Source organism: Leeuwenhoekiella aestuarii (assembly GCF_004104055.1).
In the GTDB taxonomy this organism is placed as follows: Bacteria; Bacteroidota; Bacteroidia; order Flavobacteriales; family Flavobacteriaceae; genus Leeuwenhoekiella; species Leeuwenhoekiella aestuarii.
Genome location: NZ_QOVJ01000002.1, coordinates 15,805 through 32,300, shown reverse-complemented (window position 1 = coordinate 32,300; position 16,496 = coordinate 15,805). Strand labels below are relative to the sequence as shown.

The following is a 16,496-nucleotide window of genomic DNA, read 5'->3' as shown; positions in this document are numbered from 1 at the left end:
CAATAGAAAAAACAGCTATTCTTTATAGTGTATTTGCACCACCTATCAGTTAAAGTTATATCCCGAAGATTGTTTATTATTGTAAGCATCTTAAAATACACCTATGAGCAATCAGGATCAGGATCCAAAAAATCAGGAAATCGTTGAGAACAGAGCATTAAACATTTGGGAAGCATTGATTCCTATTATTGCTCTTGTAGGGATGCTGGCTTATAATGTTTTTGTTTTTGGGGATGACGCCCTCAGTGGCTCTAACCAATTCATTTTGCTATTGGGTGCTGCAGTTGCAGCCATTGTTGGCTTTTTTAACAAAACTTCTTTTGACACCATGATGGAAGAAGTTGCTCAAAATATCAAATCTACATCGGGTGCCATTATCATTTTATTAATGGTAGGTGCTCTCGCCGGAACCTGGTTGATAAGCGGCATCATCCCCACCATGATTTATTACGGATTACAGATTTTAAATCCGTCTATTTTCCTTGCTGCTTGTGTAGTTATCTGTGCTATTATCTCTGTTGCTACAGGAAGTAGCTGGACGACCTCTGCCACTGTAGGCATCGCTTTGATAGGAATCGCAAATGCGCTAGACATTTCACTCGGTATGACCGCAGGAGCAATACTATCCGGAGCTTACTTTGGAGACAAACTGTCTCCCCTTAGTGATACCACAAATCTTGCCCCAGCAATGGCAGGGACCGACTTGTTTACGCATATTCAATATATGCTCTATACCACGGTTCCTACGGTTACCATAACCCTTATCGTATTTATAATTATCGGTTTGAATATTGAAACAACAGGTACTGCAGACACTTCGTCAATATTAGCTTCTATAGATGATGCATTCAATATTAGTCCGTGGTTATTTTTAGTTCCCGCAATTGTCATATTTTTAATAATAAAAAAAACTTCCCCGTTAATCGCTTTATTGATAGGAACCCTTCTCGGGGGGATCGCTGCGCTTATTTTTCAGCCTGAAATCGTAGCCGGACTTGGAGGTAGCGATAAGATTACATTTAAAAGTGGTTATATGGGTGTGATGAATGCGATAACGGTAGATACAGCTATTGAAACTACTAATGAAAATCTTAATGACCTTTTTGCCGCAAGCGGAATGTCTGGCATGTTAGGTACCATCTGGTTGATCATTTGTGCGATGACCTTTGGAGGTATTATGGATGCCATAGGCGCACTCTCCCGCATTAGCGAGTTTATGCTCAATTTATTTGATAGCACTTTTGGGTTATTTGCCAGTACAGTTGCTACCTGCATCGGTTTAAACGCAACAGCGAGTGATCAATATTTAGCCATTGTGGTTCCCGGTAAAATGTATGCTAAAGCGTATCGTGATAAAGGCCTAGCTCCCGAAAACCTGAGTAGAACTTTAGAGGACAGCGGTACGGTAACTTCAGTATTGGTTCCCTATAATACATGTGGCGCGTATCAAAGTGGTGTTTTAGGAGTTTCTGTAGCAGACTATTTTGTTTACGCGATATTCAATTGGTTGAGCCCCTTTATGACGTTGATATTTGCTGCATTCAGCATAAAAATCAGAACGTTAAAAGAAACCAAAACAGTCTAATCCTTACTTTAGGTATTCTGAATTTTTATAAAATCGCCGTTTTATCATTACCTTAAAATTTAACCGATAAATTTAATGGTATCCTATTTTTACACCTCAATTCTTAAGAGTCTACTAAAAGAATATGCTTTTTTGACAAGGCATAGATAAAGCTTATATTAAAATAATTTGTTTGCATTTTCTATGTTGTCATTAATCGATTTAGCGAGTTATCTTTGCTGTGTAAAATTTAAAAAACTAATTAATGACATCAGTAGGTAAACAATTTCCAAACTTAGCTGTAGACGCTATGAATGAAATGGGAGATACATTTAAATTAAATGTATTGGAAGAAGCAAAAAAGAACGGTAAGAAAGTTTTGCTTTTTTGGTATCCAAAAGATTTCACATTCGTATGTCCTACAGAACTTCACGCTTTTCAGGCAGCAATGAGTGAGTTTGAAAAACGTAATACTTTAGTTATAGGTGCATCTTGTGATACACCAGAAGTACACTTTGCATGGTTGAATACGCCTAAAGACAATGGTGGTATTGAAGGTGTGACTTACCCAATCTTAGCAGATACGAATCGTAACCTTGCTAATCGTCTAGGGATTTTAGATGTTACTAACGAGCGTTATGATGAAGAGACCGGTATCTTAACTGTAGATGGTGATAATGTAACCTATAGAGCTACGTATTTGATCGACGAAGAAGGAACGGTATTTCACGAAGGTGTAAACCACATGCCGGTGGGTCGTAACGTTAAAGAATTTTTACGTTTAATCGACGCCTATGCTCACGTTCAGAAAAACGGTGAAGTATGTCCTGCAAACTGGGAAGAAGGTAAAGATGCAATGAATGCTAACCGTGATGGTGTAGCTTCTTACTTAGCTTCAAATTAATTTCTTTCACCCAACTTCATTTTTTCTAAAGAAATTAACCTTAAAAAGCAATTCATGATTCAAGAACTTGATCAAGACAATCTTTCAGAATTAGTTAGTGATAACGAAACTGTAATTGTTCAATATATGGCAAGCTGGTGTGGTAACTGCAGATTGATGAAGCCTAAGTTTAAGAAACTTGCTTCTGAAAACGAAAATGCTAAATTTTATTTAGTAGATGCAGAAAAATATCCGGAGAGCCGAAAAATGGCTACCGTAGATAACCTGCCAACTTTTGCTACGTTTAAAAATGGAACTTTTGTTAATCAGGTACAAACCAACAAGTTTGAAAACCTAAAAGAACTCGTAAATGAAGTTACCAGTAATTAAGCATTTGCAAAAAAACAACAGTGTTGAAGCGTTACAAAACACCATTGATGTCTTAGAATCTTTTACAGAGCATCGTTCTGTAACCGACACCGATATGGATGTTGTAGGCGAGTTGATCACCAATCTTTGTGGCGCTGTTGAAATGCACCAAATGATCTCAGAAGGAATGTCAGAACGTGATGCAGCAAATGGATTTGCTCAAAAGGTTCTGGGTTCTATAGACCGATAAATGTAGGTTAGATTTTTTAATCAAAAAGCCCTCAGTTTCCCTAGCTGAGGGCTTTTTTTTTTGATAAAAAACGCTTAAGATTTTAGCAAAGCTTTAATTGGAGGTCCTTTTACTATTGACTACTTTTACGGTATTATTGAGACCTAAAGCTTTGAGGTTTACCTCAAGAACAGAAATCATCTCAGTTAAACGTGTTGTGGGCTTGCCCTAAACTTATTTACATTAAACCAATTTAAACATTATGGCTACAATCACCCTCGGAGGAAACCCTACACATACTAACGGAGTGCTTCCTAAAGTAGGCACCCCTGCCCCAGACTTCAAACTCGCTGCTACAGATTTAACTCAAGTAAGCCTTGAAGATTACAAAGGAAAACGCGTTGTTATGAATATCTTCCCTAGTGTTGACACGGGTGTATGTGCAGCTTCGGTAAGACATTTTAATAAAGAGGCTTCTGCTTTAAAAGATACTGCAGTATTATGCATCTCAAGAGATTTACCTTTTGCACAAGCACGCTTTTGCGGTGCAGAAGGTCTAGATAATGTGGCAACGCTTTCAGATTTTAAAGATGGGTCTTTTGGTAAAGAATACGGTTTAGAAATTGCTGATGGTGCTTTTGCAGGATTGCATTCTCGCGTTGTGCTTGTTTTAGATGCTGATCATACCTTAATTTATAGTGAGCAAGTACCTGAAATTGGTCAGGAGCCAAATTATGAAGCTGCATTGAGCTCCTTAAATTAAACGATGACGCAACCGCCCAAAGACAATTTTGTAGTAAATAGAATCAAAGCCTTTAAATATGCTTTTAAAGGTGCATGGCTATTGCGCAAAGAAGCGAGCATACAAGTGCAACTGGGCTGCGCCTTAGTTGTTACGATCCTGGGGTTCGCAGCAGATTTATCTACAACCGAGTGGTGTATTCAACTCTTGGCAATAGGTCTGGTTTTAGCTACAGAAGGACTCAATACAGCGATTGAACGAATAGCAGATTTTATTCATCCTGAGTATCATGAAAAAATAGGGATTATAAAAGATGTTTCTGCAGGAGCGGTGACCTTTGCAGCCGTTATTGCTGCAATCATTGGCTTTATTATTTACATACCTAAACTCTTCTAAAATTTTATAAGTTTAGTACCGTTTGATATTTGTATTTTTACCCGCTAATGGTTGAAACCATCGGAAATCAAACCGCAAATAATTGAACGATTTTTTCAGATTTGTAGGGGTTTAACACGTTATTACCTAAAATCTACTTAGTCTAAGCTTAGAATGGCCAGAAAAAAAACCAAAACAAAATCTAAATCTACCAAGCAGCCCAAAAAGATCTCTTTTAAGCTGTCTAAACAACAAAAAATAGTTCTGGGAAGTTTTTTGTTCCTTTTAGGACTAGCCTTGTTGTTTTCATTTATATCCTACTTTTTCACTTGGCAGGCAGATCAAAGTACACTTCATAACTTAAGCGACCGCAGTGTGGAGTCTCAAAACTGGCTTAATAAATTTGGTGCCGGTATTGGGGACTTGTTCATTTATCAAGGTTTTGGCTTGTCTGCATTTACTATTGCTGTACTGGTAACACTTACCGGCTTTTATTACTTTTTTGATAAGCCGAAAAAAAGCCTACAGTCATTTTGGTTTTGGGGCATTATTGTGATGCTTTGGTTCTCTGTATTTTTTGGTTTTTTTGCTGATAAAAATCCGTTATTAGGAGGTATGGTAGGTTTTGAACTCAATGATTTCCTTCAGGATTTTATAGGGATGATCGGTACAATTCTGGTACTTGTGTTTGTTGCCATTGTTTATTTCGCCGTAAGGCTAAAAATTACTCCGGAGCATATAGGTCAATATCTTAAATCAAAAAAACAAGCGATTTCTTCAGAATTCAATACTGAAGATTCAGACGAAAGTGAATTTGTAGATACTGCTTTTGATAAAGATAATATTGAACTCCCTGTTGAAGAAAACACCGAAGAAATAGAAGAACCGGTTTTAAAAACAAAACCAGCTGCAGAGCCTGAACCAACTCCTGCCCCACTCGAGATTAATAAACCGGAAAGTGACGAGAATTTTGAAATAGAAATTGAAGAAACAGTTGAAGAGGAAGAAGTTGATGAAAATCTAAGCACAAAGCTGGTTCAGGATTTTGGCGAATTTGACCCTACTCTGGAACTCAGCAATTATAAATTTCCGTCTATTGAACTGCTGAAAGATTATACAAAAGGACAAAGCATCACGATTGATCAGGAAGAGCTTGAGGAAAACAAAAATCGTATTGTAGATACGCTTAAAAACTACAAAATTGATATCGCGCACATCAAAGCGACAGTAGGTCCTACTGTTACCTTATATGAGATTGTACCCGAAGCAGGTGTGCGTATCTCTAAAATCAAGAATCTTGAGGATGACATTGCGCTTTCGCTTTCTGCATTGGGTATACGTATCATTGCTCCAATTCCGGGAAAAGGAACAATTGGTATAGAGGTGCCTAACAAAAATGCGCGCATTGTTTCTATGCGCTCAGCGATCGCTTCCCCACGTTTTCAAAATGCAGAAATGGAGTTACCGCTTACTTTAGGTAAAACCATATCTAATGAGACTTTTGTTGTAGATCTCGCTAAAATGCCTCACCTTCTTATGGCGGGTGCTACCGGTCAGGGTAAATCGGTAGGTTTGAATGCGATCTTAACCTCTTTGTTGTATAAAAAGCATCCTGCGGAAGTAAAATTTGTTTTGGTCGATCCTAAAAAGGTCGAACTTACTTTATTCAATAAAATAGAGCGTCATTATCTCGCAAAACTTCCAGATTCTGAGGAAGCAATCATCACCGATAATGCAAAAGTAATCAATACCTTAAACTCCCTCTGTATTGAAATGGATCAACGTTACGACTTGCTTAAAAATGCAATGGCTCGTAATATTAAAGAATATAACGCCAAGTTTAAAAAACGCAAATTAAACCCTAACGACGGTCATAAATTTTTACCGTATATCGTTCTGGTAATTGATGAGTTTGCAGATTTGATTATGACTGCGGGTAAAGAAGTTGAAACTCCGATTGCACGTCTGGCGCAGCTTGCACGAGCAATAGGTATTCACCTTATTGTGGCCACACAACGTCCTTCAGTAAACGTTATTACAGGTATTATAAAAGCCAACTTCCCGGCGCGTATTGCTTTTAGAGTAACTTCAAAAATAGATTCAAGGACCATTTTAGACAGTCAGGGTGCAGATCAGTTAATCGGTCGTGGGGATATGTTATTTACCCAAGGGAATTCGCTGGTACGTATACAGTGCGCATTTGTAGACACTCCGGAAGTCGAAAAAATAACTGATTTCATCGGTGCACAAAAAGCCTATCCTGACGCTCATTTACTGCCTGAATATGTAGGTGAAGAAGGTGGCACAAGTCTTGATATAGATGCCAGTGACCGAGATGCATTGTTTATGGATGCTGCAGAAGTTATTGTCACAGCGCAACAAGGAAGTGCGTCTTTGCTACAACGGAAGCTTAAATTAGGGTACAACCGCGCAGGGCGAATTATAGATCAATTAGAAGCTGCAGGTGTTGTAGGACCTTTTGAAGGCAGTAAAGCCAGACAAGTTCTCGTGAATGATATGAATGGATTACACCAATTATTAAACAATGAATAATATGAAATTTTCAAAAATAAAAGTATTTAGCCTGATGCTGATCGCATTTACCGGAGCTTCTACACTATTTGCTCAGGATGCTAAAGCAAAAAAACTATTAGACGAAGTCTCTGCCAAAGTAAAAACATATGACAATATGTACATAGATTTTAAGTATGGCTTATCTAATGATGCCGCAGGCATAAATCAAGAAACCCGTGGTGATGTTACTCTAGACGGTGATAAATACAAACTCAATTTAATGGGTACAACCCAGATGTATGATGGCAAAAAGTTATACACCGTCATCCCTGAAGATGAAGAGATCACCATCTCTACTCAAGATCCGGGAGATGATGATGCCATTACTCCCTCTAAGATGCTAACCTTTTTTAATGAAGGCTACACCTACAAATGGGATATTGAGCAAAATGTAAATGGTCGTAAAATTCAATATGTAAAGCTCACTCCTATGGATTCTAACAGTGAATTAAAGTCAGCTTTATTAGGTGTTGATTCACAAACCAAACACATTTATCGTTTGATAATGACTCAAAACAACGGCAGTAAAATAACCATTACCGTTAACTCATTTAAAACCGATAAGCCTTTACCTGCTAATATGTTTGTTTTTGACGAGAGCAAATATGGAGATTACTATATAAACCGACTAGACTAGGTTCTTTTGAAAATACTAGACCGTTATATTCTCACCACATTTATCAAGAACTTTCTCAGCACGTTCATCATCTTGATGTTCATCTTTGTGTTACAAACTGTATGGTTGTACATCAAAGAATTAGCCGGGAAAGATCTTGATTTTATGATTATTGTAAAATTTCTGCTGTACTTCTCTCCCCGATTAGTAACGCTGGTTTTACCGTTAACGGTTCTGCTTACCAGTATTATGACCTTTGGCAATTTTGCAGAAAACTATGAGTTTGCTGCAATGAAATCTACCGGTATTTCATTACAACGCGCAATGCGCAGTCTTACTATTTTTATTCTGGCACTTGCTGCAACCTCTTTCTTGTTTGCTAATTATGTGATTCCGGCAGCGGAGTTTGAATCGTTAAACTTACGTAGAAATATTGCTCAGGTTAAGCCCGCAATGGCTATAACAAAAGGGCAATACACCACCATAGGTGAAGACTACGTGATGAAAGTAGCCGACAAACAAGGGGAGAAAGGTCAGTTTTTGAAAGATGTTATCATTTATCAAAAAGATCCTTCGAGAGTGGGTAATTACACGGTGATTAAAGCCCGAGAAGGCGAGTTGATAAGTGCAGAAGGAGATAATGTACTTTCCTTAAAATTAATTGACGGTAATTATTATGACGAGGTTGAGCAAAAAGATTTTAGAAAGCAAAAGCGCGAACCTTATGTAAAAAGTTATTTTGAGACCTATACCATAAACATAGATCTATCAGAGCTTAGTAATGTAGATATGGATGAAAAAAGCATTGACAATGCGTATACCATGCTTACCGTTACCCAGCTTAATGACACGCTTGCAGACATCTCCAGAAATTACAATCAGTATTTAACTTCTCTGGGCAAAGGGCAGGTAAGAGAAATGCAATTGCGCCCATTAGACTCTTCCTATTTAAAGAATGTGAAGAAAGATACCACACGAGTTTTAAAAGAAAACCTCATTGATAATTTTGATTTTTCAGAACAAATTCAAGTTCTAGACTATGCTAAAACCACAGTAAAAAACAACATCACCTCGATCAAAAACCGAAAAACAGACAACAGTATTAAGGTCAAAACACTGAGCAAATATGAAATTGCTTTACACGAGAAGTTTGTTTTAGCTTTTGGCTGTGTAATTCTGTTTTTTGTGGGCGCACCACTTGGAGCCATCATTAGAAAAGGTGGTTTAGGTCTACCTATTGTGATTGGTGTGGTGCTCTTTTTAACCTATCACTTCATTGGTATTTTTGCAAAAAACAGTGCAGAAGATGGTACCGTTGCAGCGTGGTTAGCCAGCTGGTTGAGCACCCTTATCTTATTTCCGTTAGGTGTTTATTTAACTTATCGCGCTACAACTGATCAGGGCTTATTTGACCTGGACGGATTTCTGGATCCAATTAAAAAATTATTTAAAAAGAGAAAGGATTCCGAAATTGATCCCGAACAACCTTTGATAGATTTTGATTTGTCTAATTCTGAAAAGGCAATTTTAAAGACCAAAACCAAAAGAGAACTTCAGGATATTATAGACAACTACCAAGTTTATGGATATTCTGAGAAATTCAAAGAAGCTGCAGAAACCCTATTGAAGACACTCTAGAAGGTTTTAAAAGTTTTGATAATTCTACCTCAAGGTTAAGAGCAACCTAAATCGTACCTTTATATCCGCTTAAAAAAGAAAGATTATGGCTACGCAAACGCGAACCAAAAAGACAAAACTCAATACTATCCCTGAAGCTATTGAGGATATAAAACAGGGTAAAGTGATCATTGTTGTAGATGATGAAGATCGCGAGAATGAAGGTGACTTTCTAGCAGCTTCAGAGCTTGTTACTGCAGAAACGATAAATTTTATGGCTACACACGGCCGTGGTCTTATCTGTGCTCCTATTACTGAAGAACGTTGCAAAGAGCTTAAGCTAGAAATGATGGTAGGTACAAACAGCGACCCTATGGAAACTGCATTTACTGTTTCTGTTGATTTAAAAGGTCACGGGGTAACTACGGGTATCAGTGCATTAGATCGTGCAAAAGCTGTAAAAGGTCTTACTGATCCCGATATGAATTCATGGGATTTTACAAGACCAGGACATATTTTCCCACTTAAAGCCAAAGAAGGTGGCGTTTTGAGGAGAACAGGGCACACTGAAGCCGCTATTGATTTTGCTCGTCTTGCAGGTTTTGCTCCAGCAGGAGTTATTGTTGAAGTGATGAATGAAGACGGTACGATGGCTCGATTACCGCAACTCTTTGAGATCGCAGAAAAATTTGATCTAAAAATTGTTTCTATAGCTGATCTTGTTGCTTACCGCATGCAACACGATTCGCTAATTGTAAAAAAGGAGGATTTTGAAATCAATACACTTTTTGGCACTTTCAGACTACGCGCCTACCAGCAAACTACCAACGATCAAATACATATTGCACTTTCAAAAGGAACTTGGGTAAACGATGAGCCCGTTCTCGTTCGTGTGAACTCAAGTTTTGTAAATAATGATATTTTAAGTACGTTAACCGAACAAGCTGACACCAAACTCAATCAGATTTTTGAAAAAATAAATTCTGAAGGAAAAGGAGCTGTAGTCTTTATAAATCAAGAGAATTTTGCTAGTAAGTTACTTTTCCGCCTTGCGGAATTAAAAGAACGCCAGGAAACCGGACGCGAGTTTACCAACAATTCTAAAATGGACCTTAAAGATTTTGGTATAGGCGCTCAAATTTTGCACGATCTGGGGATCTCAAAAATACGTTTACTCTCTAATAGTGAAGATCAAAAACGTGTAGGTATGATAGGTTACGGCCTTGAGATTACTGATAAAGTAAATTACTAACGCGTTAAATTATTGCGCATTTGCCACATAATGAAATTAAATTCGTATTTATAAGGAACAAAAGTCATAAATATGAATTCAAAATTTTACTTTTCTATCCTATTTACTTTAGGTTTCGGGAGTTTTTTAATCGCGCAAGTACCATCAAAAATGCGTTTAACTCCGGCAGATTCTCTATTTCAAAAATTCAATTTAAATCCTCAAGACTTTTCAGATCTGGATTTATTAAAGAATAAAAATCCACTGAGTGAATATACACCACCTGTTGAAAAACCAAATGGATTTAAAAATCTGATGCCTATTATAATACCAAACGATAGGTTTGATTATAAACTGAAAATCTACAAACCAGACGGAATATACGAACATAACATGCCTATTTTAGAGCCTATTATGATCGAGAAGTATTACAGATCATAAATGAATGATAGTCTCTTTTTGAGGTCTGCGAACCTTTTTAAAGTCGGCAAACATATCATCCTTGGCGCGGTAACCTACTGGTAATATCAATGCAGATGCCAGATTGTGTTTTTTAAGATCAAGAATGTAATCAAATTTTTCAGGATCAAAACCTTCCATTGGGCAGGCATCAATTTTTTCCAGCGCGCAAACAGTAAGTAAATTTCCCATCGCTAAATACGCCTGGCGTATGGCCCACTCGCGAGTTTCTGAAGAAGACTGTTTGTCAAATTTATTGGCAAGCATTTCTTTAAAAGGTTTCAATATTGGTTCTGGAGTTTCGCGTATTTTCTGAACCCTATCAAAATAATTAGTCACAAAAGGTGCTTGTACCTTTCGCTCGACGCAGATAACTAAAAGATGTGATGCATCTAAAACCTGACGTTGATTCAAAGAAGCTTCTACCAATTCTGCTTGCTTTTCTTTATTAGAAATCACTACGAGACGTAACGGCTGTAAACCATATGAAGTCGCGGTAAGATTAAAAGCTTCTTGCAAAACCGTTAATTTCTCTTCTTCTAAAAACCGGTTCTCATCAAACTTTTTTGTCGCGTAACGCCATTTAAGGCTTTGAACTACATCCATCTTAAAATTTTAGGCAAATATAAACAGCTAAAATTGCTAATCGCCTTTTGAATGCTAACAAATTCTTATATAATTATTATTAAAAACCATAGCTGCATTCAATATTCTCAATACGTTATTGCTTAATTTTTGCGTTAGCATCAAAACAAATTATAAGTTTACACTACCTAATTGCCAGCCGGTTTTATGTTTATAAAAAAAATACTCGCTTTGCGCATTCTGCGTTATCTTATTCTTGCTGCTTTACTTGTTCTTATTTTAACAAGTTACTTGTCTTATCATATTAGAAATGAAACGGAGCAATTTATCTATGATGATATTAATACTATTCCTAAAACTTATACTGCACTAGTCTTAGGAGCCAGTGTAAAAAGCAACGGCGAACTATCTACTATGCTGAGAGATCGTGTAGAGTCTGCTCTATTGTTGTATCATCGCGGAAAGGTAAACCGGTTTTTAGTTTCTGGAGATAACCGCACCACTAACTATAATGAACCGGTAGCTATGAAAAAGTATTTGCAAGAACGCGGTGTTCCTGAAAAAGATATTTTTATGGACTTTGCTGGTTTTGACACCTACGATTCTGTCTACCGGGCATCTTATATTTTTGAAGTAGATAATGCAATTGTAGTATCGCAGCGCTTTCACTTACCTCGTGCTGTATATATAGCCCGTTCTATGGGTCTCAATTTTTACGGTTATAATGGAGATCGGCGTGAGTATGAACTCGAAAGTCGCAATAGATTTAGAGAAGTTGCTGCAAATGTAAAGGCCTGGTTAGAACTTTTGATCAACAAAGAACCTCATTTTAAGGGAGATAAAATTCCCATTACCGGAAAAAACAATTAAGTCAAAAATTCCTCAAAAAAGTGTGTTGCCAATCAGAAAAAACTTTCTATATTTGCACCCGCAATCAGCAAATAGCTGATGAGACACTCAGGAGAAATGGCAGAGTGGTCGAATGCGGCAGTCTTGAAAACTGTTGAGGGTCACACCTCCGGGGGTTCGAATCCCTCTTTCTCCGCTTAGAATTGATCAAATTCTACTAAAAGCCCGTAAACACTATGTTTATGGGCTTTTTTAATTTTATCTAATTTCATCTGAAATCAATTAATATCAAATAAAAAGAGCTGTATTCGGTGCTGAAAACCAGCTCTTTTTTCAAGCACCGAATTACCCTATTCACTCTGTTATATAGCAAGTTACAGATAATATGTTTATTTTTTATTCTAACTTTATAGGGAACAAAAAATAAGCACCTATGCAAAACACGTATTCAACCCTATTCTACCCAAAAGGAAGCAATACTGATAAAAACGGTCTAGTACCTATTTATGCTCGCATAACAGTAAATGGAAAACGCAGTGAGTTTAGTATTAAACGTAAAGTTTCCCAATCAAAATGGAATTCAGAAGCCGGAAAATTAAAAGGTACTACGATAGAGGTTAGAGAATTCAATCGCTTCTTAAACAACGTTAGAACAAAAATAAACAAGCTATACGATAAACTTGTTGAGAATGAAGAAACGATAACTGCAGATAAACTAAAGCTCTTATATCAAGGAAAAAGTCTTAAACCCAAGATGCTTTTAGCCATTTTCCAAGAGCACAATGATAAGATTGAAAATCTTGTTGGAAAGGAATATGCACCTGGAACTATTGAGCGTTATAAAACCGCAAAAAAACACGTAGAAGATTTCATTAAACTGGAATATAGGGCATCTGACATCCCTGTAAAGGATGTAGACCATAAATTCATAACGGGATTGGAATATTACCTTAAAACAGAACGAAATTGCGCTCATAATACCGCAATTAAATATGTTACCAACTTTAAAAAGATTATTCGTATTGCTTTTGCAAATGATTGGATCAGTAAGGATCCCTTTTTAAATTGGAAAGCCAAACTGAAAATTGTAGAACGCGAATTTTTAACTGAAGATGAGATTCAAAGGATTATTGAAAAAGAACTGCACACAGAACGTCTTGATCAGGTTAAAGACATTTTCCTTTTCTCTTGCTTTACAGGGCTGGCTTACGCAGATGTAAAAAAACTAGCCACTAATGATGTTGTGCTTGGTATAGATGGTGGAAAATGGATTAAAATCAACAGATCGAAGACGGATACCCGCAGTAGCATTCCTCTGCTTCCCACTGCCCTAGCAATTTTAGAAAAATACCAAGAACATCCCGAAGTATCTAAAAATGGGAAATTGCTTCCAGTACTAAGTAATCAAAAAATGAATGCCTATATCAAAGAAATTGCAGATCTATGCAAAATTCATAAAAATCTTACTTTCCACTTAGCTCGACATACATTTGCAACAACTATCACTTTATCTAATGGAGTTTCTATTGAATCAGTAAGTAAAATGCTTGGTCATAAAAACCTAAGAACAACCCAGCATTATGCGAAAATCTTAGATCAAAAAGTAAGTGAAGACATGATGACATTGCGAAACAAAATGCAAAATAATCCAGTTTTTAATTAATGTATGGTTTTAATATTTATTTAGAAACTCGACTATAAAGATAATTAATGTGGAGAGGGTTCATTAAAATGCTTATTCAGGATTTAAAATCAATAAAAAGACAGACCAACCCCCTACAGCTGGCCTGCTTGTTAACTAAATATTTATTTAGTTAGATTTAAATAAAGTAAGTCACGATAACTCCTGAATAATGCTATCCCATTTAGAGGCTTCCATTTTTTAGAGGTGTTTTAGGCACAGTTCTACTACTTGACTTACTTCTTAAAATTGATAGTGAAGTTTTATTTTTGCTGAGACAAATAAAACGCTTATTTTAAGTATAAGCAAGTTGTTGTAGTCGTAATTCATAAATTACGACCTATTCTGATAGTATTCTTTTGACTATATTTACCTGGTATTAAACTATTTACAATGCTAATGGTTTTAATCTAAAAATTGTGTTTTTGATTAGCTTAGATTAATTTTAGTCAAACCTATATTTTGTGAAATCACCTATTAAAAAACTAAAACTAAGCTTGTATGAGCGTTATATACTCAGTGGCCTGGCTCACGGAATACCCGTGGGTAAATTACCGTTAATACTTGAGAGGTATGATCTTGAAGCACATTCCCTAAGTAGTGTTGAAAAGAGCCTTAGGAATTTAAAGAAGCATTGTGGATGTAATACTAATGCTCAATTGGTCTATGAATACAGAGAATGGGTACTAAAATTGGATACAGATCAAATATTAGACTCTTAAGATATTTTTGAAAAATTTACTTTATTTGAATTTATAGGTGTCAATGAATTTCAGTTTTTCATGCACTTAATATATGCCGTCTAAAACAACCTAGTATTAACAAATTTATTTAGGTAAAACTTAATGATAATTTGAAATACTAATTTACCCCACCACTCTCTTAAAATCGCTTGCATCAGAAAACCGAGGATCTGTCTTTCTGGTAAGCCGGATCACCCGATCTACGATGATGCTGCAAAGCTCATACTCCTGAGTCACTTTACCGATGACCTGATAGACTTCTTTACCACTCATAAACGAATGGGCTACCGAATCTGGGAAATGTACCGTATCAAAGAACACACCTTCCCGGTCTAAAAAAGTACCAAAGTACATGGTTCGTCCGCCATCGAGCGGTACCCGTTTGGCCGTGACCATCACTCCGCAGATACTTATCGTTTGACCGATATGATCCTGGACTTCGCGTACCATTATACTTCTAGGAAGTTCAGCTTCCAATAAGTCAAAACGCGAACACAGGTGAAACTCCAGCAATTCGATCTCATCGTAGGCATTCTCGATACCTGTAGATTTAAAATTAGGTAATTGATACGCTACCGATTTTGTGCTGAACAACCTAGGAACATCATAGGCGGTTTTAGGGTTGATCAGTAGGTGGACTTGCCAAAGCAATTCCTTTCTATCATTACCTGTTAAACGTAAGGCTCCGATGCGTATTAACAGCACCAGCTGTTCCAGACCTAAGTGAACCCGCTCTACAAAATCTTCCAGACTGGTAAATCTCCCATACAACTGCCGCTGGGTAAGTAATTTTTCAATCCTCCGCGCTTCTAAATCCTTGATCATCCCGAAGCCTAAATAAATTTTTGTCCCTATGATGCTATTAGGATGATCACTGGTATTGATGCAGGGAAGTTCGAGCTGACCGCCACATTTACGAATTTCGTTTAGATAATCTTCAACCCAATAAAAACCAACCCCATTGTTGAGTACTGCGGTCATAAATTCAAGTGGAAAGTAGTGCTTTAAAAAATGGTTGGTTGGCAATGGTTTCTTTTTACACTAACAAAAAGCGGTAGTTTTCCAGTTCCTTTGTGAGTTCCTGTAATGTTCGCCTAACTACACTTGTTCCCAATCTCCAAGCGTTCCGCCACTTTCCTTACCAGTTTTTCTATTTGATTGTCGTTGTATAAATCTATGCTTTGCCTAAACCTTGATAAATCGTCTTATCCCAAAGTTGAAAAGGATATTAAGGAAGTTAAAGTTTCAGAGCTTAAAACACTTTCCAACCTGTTTAATATGTAAATTGATGATATTATCAACTATGATGAGAATACTACACCTAAAGAGCTTGTTTTAGAAGATAAAAGCGAAAACGAACAGATTAAGCTTATCAATCAACTTGAAGAGGAAGATAAGTCTACTATCCTAAAAATCATCGATACGATGCTTACCAATAAGAAGTTCAAGGATTTTTTCAATAAGAACGTTGCTACGCTTTATGGCAAAAAAAACCGCCACTTGGGCGGTTTCATTTTAATGCTCTGCATAGTGGATATTTGAGAACCTAACTATCCAACCTTGGTTATCCGTACGATATACATAAATCAATTTGTAATCTTTGTCTATTTTAATATCAAAGCATTGTTCGCCAGTTGATATTTTTAATATTGGTACTTGCTCATCATCAGAATAATCATAACCAAAATATTCATCAGTTTTGTCGGTTACCTCGTTCGTTTTTATGTATTTGTTAAACAAAACTTCATCGTTAACATACCCTTTTACTTTACCATCGAAATCACTAAGAAAATGGACAACAAAAGATTTTAAGTTTTCATCAGCAACTAAGCCTTCCTTTCGGGCTTCCGCATCTGCTTTCTCATATTGAACGTTTACATTAGTTCCACAAGTGATACTTTGTATTATTCTGTCCTGGGAACGACAACTACTTACTGCCACAGCAATTATTATCATTAAAACATATCGATTCATCCTCA

Annotated in this window: 17 protein-coding genes and 1 tRNA gene; 15 read left to right on the top strand and 3 right to left on the bottom strand. The window is 36.8% G+C overall.

Translation table 11 applies throughout. From position 1 onward, the window contains the following. The first annotated feature begins 103 nt into the window (after positions 1–103). The 11 genes from nhaC to DSM03_RS06140 all read left to right on the top strand — a co-directional run bounded on the left by nhaC (position 104) and on the right by DSM03_RS06140 (position 10,641). Complete coding sequence (nhaC, locus tag DSM03_RS06190) at positions 104–1,585, top strand: Na+/H+ antiporter NhaC (protein WP_128761290.1); 1,482 nt, start codon at positions 104–106, stop codon at positions 1,583–1,585. Between the two features lie 244 nt (positions 1,586–1,829). After that, on the top strand, positions 1,830–2,468 hold the full coding sequence (locus DSM03_RS06185) for a peroxiredoxin (protein WP_128761291.1): 639 nt from the start codon (positions 1,830–1,832) through the stop codon (positions 2,466–2,468). Between the two features lie 54 nt (positions 2,469–2,522). Continuing rightward, a complete protein-coding gene (locus DSM03_RS06180) occupies positions 2,523–2,837 on the top strand; it encodes a thioredoxin family protein (RefSeq protein ID WP_128761292.1) in 315 nt (104 codons plus the stop codon). After that, the gene (locus DSM03_RS06175; RefSeq protein ID WP_128761293.1) at positions 2,818–3,066 is read left to right on the top strand and encodes a DUF6952 family protein; all 249 of its coding nucleotides are present in this window, start codon (positions 2,818–2,820) and stop codon (positions 3,064–3,066) included. Before DSM03_RS06180 ends, DSM03_RS06175 begins: the two co-directional genes overlap by 20 nt. Before the next feature lie 241 nt (positions 3,067–3,307). Next, complete coding sequence (tpx, locus tag DSM03_RS06170) at positions 3,308–3,808, top strand: thiol peroxidase (RefSeq protein WP_128761294.1); 501 nt, start codon at positions 3,308–3,310, stop codon at positions 3,806–3,808. Positions 3,809–3,811: 3 nt separating this feature from the next. Then, positions 3,812–4,183 carry a diacylglycerol kinase gene (locus DSM03_RS06165; protein ID WP_128761295.1) on the top strand — a complete coding sequence of 124 codons (372 nt, stop codon included), beginning with the start codon at positions 3,812–3,814 and terminating at the stop codon, positions 4,181–4,183. 153 nt (positions 4,184–4,336) lie between these two features. Then, positions 4,337–6,715: an FtsK/SpoIIIE family DNA translocase gene (locus tag DSM03_RS06160; RefSeq protein WP_128761296.1), complete on the top strand. Its 2,379-nt coding sequence runs from the start codon at positions 4,337–4,339 to the stop codon at positions 6,713–6,715. A gap of 1 nt (position 6,716) precedes the next feature. After that, the gene (lolA1, locus tag DSM03_RS06155) at positions 6,717–7,373 is read left to right on the top strand and encodes an outer membrane lipoprotein periplasmic chaperone LolA1 (protein WP_476703240.1); all 657 of its coding nucleotides are present in this window, start codon (positions 6,717–6,719) and stop codon (positions 7,371–7,373) included. Positions 7,374–7,379: 6 nt separating this feature from the next. Then, a complete protein-coding gene (locus DSM03_RS06150; protein ID WP_236638829.1) occupies positions 7,380–8,990 on the top strand; it encodes an LptF/LptG family permease in 1,611 nt (536 codons plus the stop codon). 85 nt (positions 8,991–9,075) lie between these two features. Next, positions 9,076–10,221: a 3,4-dihydroxy-2-butanone-4-phosphate synthase gene (gene ribB, locus DSM03_RS06145; RefSeq protein ID WP_128761298.1), complete on the top strand. Its 1,146-nt coding sequence runs from the start codon at positions 9,076–9,078 to the stop codon at positions 10,219–10,221. 72 nt (positions 10,222–10,293) lie between these two features. Continuing rightward, positions 10,294–10,641: a hypothetical protein gene (locus DSM03_RS06140; RefSeq protein ID WP_128761299.1), complete on the top strand. Its 348-nt coding sequence runs from the start codon at positions 10,294–10,296 to the stop codon at positions 10,639–10,641. On the opposite strand, the gene DSM03_RS06135 is transcribed toward DSM03_RS06140, so the two are convergent. Further along, on the bottom strand, positions 10,636–11,265 hold the full coding sequence (locus DSM03_RS06135) for an NAD(P)H-dependent oxidoreductase (RefSeq protein ID WP_128761300.1): 630 nt from the start codon (positions 11,263–11,265) through the stop codon (positions 10,636–10,638). The two genes, DSM03_RS06140 and DSM03_RS06135, sit on opposite strands and share 6 nt — an antisense overlap. A 210-nt stretch (positions 11,266–11,475) precedes the next feature. Between DSM03_RS06135 and DSM03_RS06130 the strand changes: the two genes are divergently transcribed. From DSM03_RS06130 to DSM03_RS06115, 4 genes are all read left to right on the top strand, one after another. Then, on the top strand, positions 11,476–12,114 hold the full coding sequence (locus tag DSM03_RS06130; protein WP_236638831.1) for a SanA/YdcF family protein: 639 nt from the start codon (positions 11,476–11,478) through the stop codon (positions 12,112–12,114). A 90-nt stretch (positions 12,115–12,204) separates the two neighbouring features. Then, positions 12,205–12,289 (top strand) — tRNA-Ser (locus DSM03_RS06125). Positions 12,290–12,526: 237 nt separating this feature from the next. After that, positions 12,527–13,756 (top strand): site-specific integrase, encoded by a 1,230-nt coding sequence (locus DSM03_RS06120; RefSeq protein WP_128763078.1) that lies wholly within the window; start codon positions 12,527–12,529, stop codon positions 13,754–13,756. Between the two features lie 482 nt (positions 13,757–14,238). Next, positions 14,239–14,496, top strand: coding sequence for a hypothetical protein (locus tag DSM03_RS06115; protein WP_128763077.1), 258 nt, complete (start codon positions 14,239–14,241; stop codon positions 14,494–14,496). Positions 14,497–14,640: 144 nt separating this feature from the next. On the opposite strand, the gene DSM03_RS06110 is transcribed toward DSM03_RS06115, so the two are convergent. After that, entirely contained in the window at positions 14,641–15,498 is an 858-nt protein-coding gene (locus DSM03_RS06110) for a helix-hairpin-helix domain-containing protein (protein ID WP_161568053.1), read from the bottom strand. Between the two features lie 534 nt (positions 15,499–16,032). After that, positions 16,033–16,491, bottom strand: a complete 459-nt coding sequence (locus DSM03_RS06100) for a hypothetical protein (protein WP_128763075.1) — start codon at positions 16,489–16,491, stop codon at positions 16,033–16,035. Positions 16,492–16,496 lie beyond the last annotated feature (5 nt).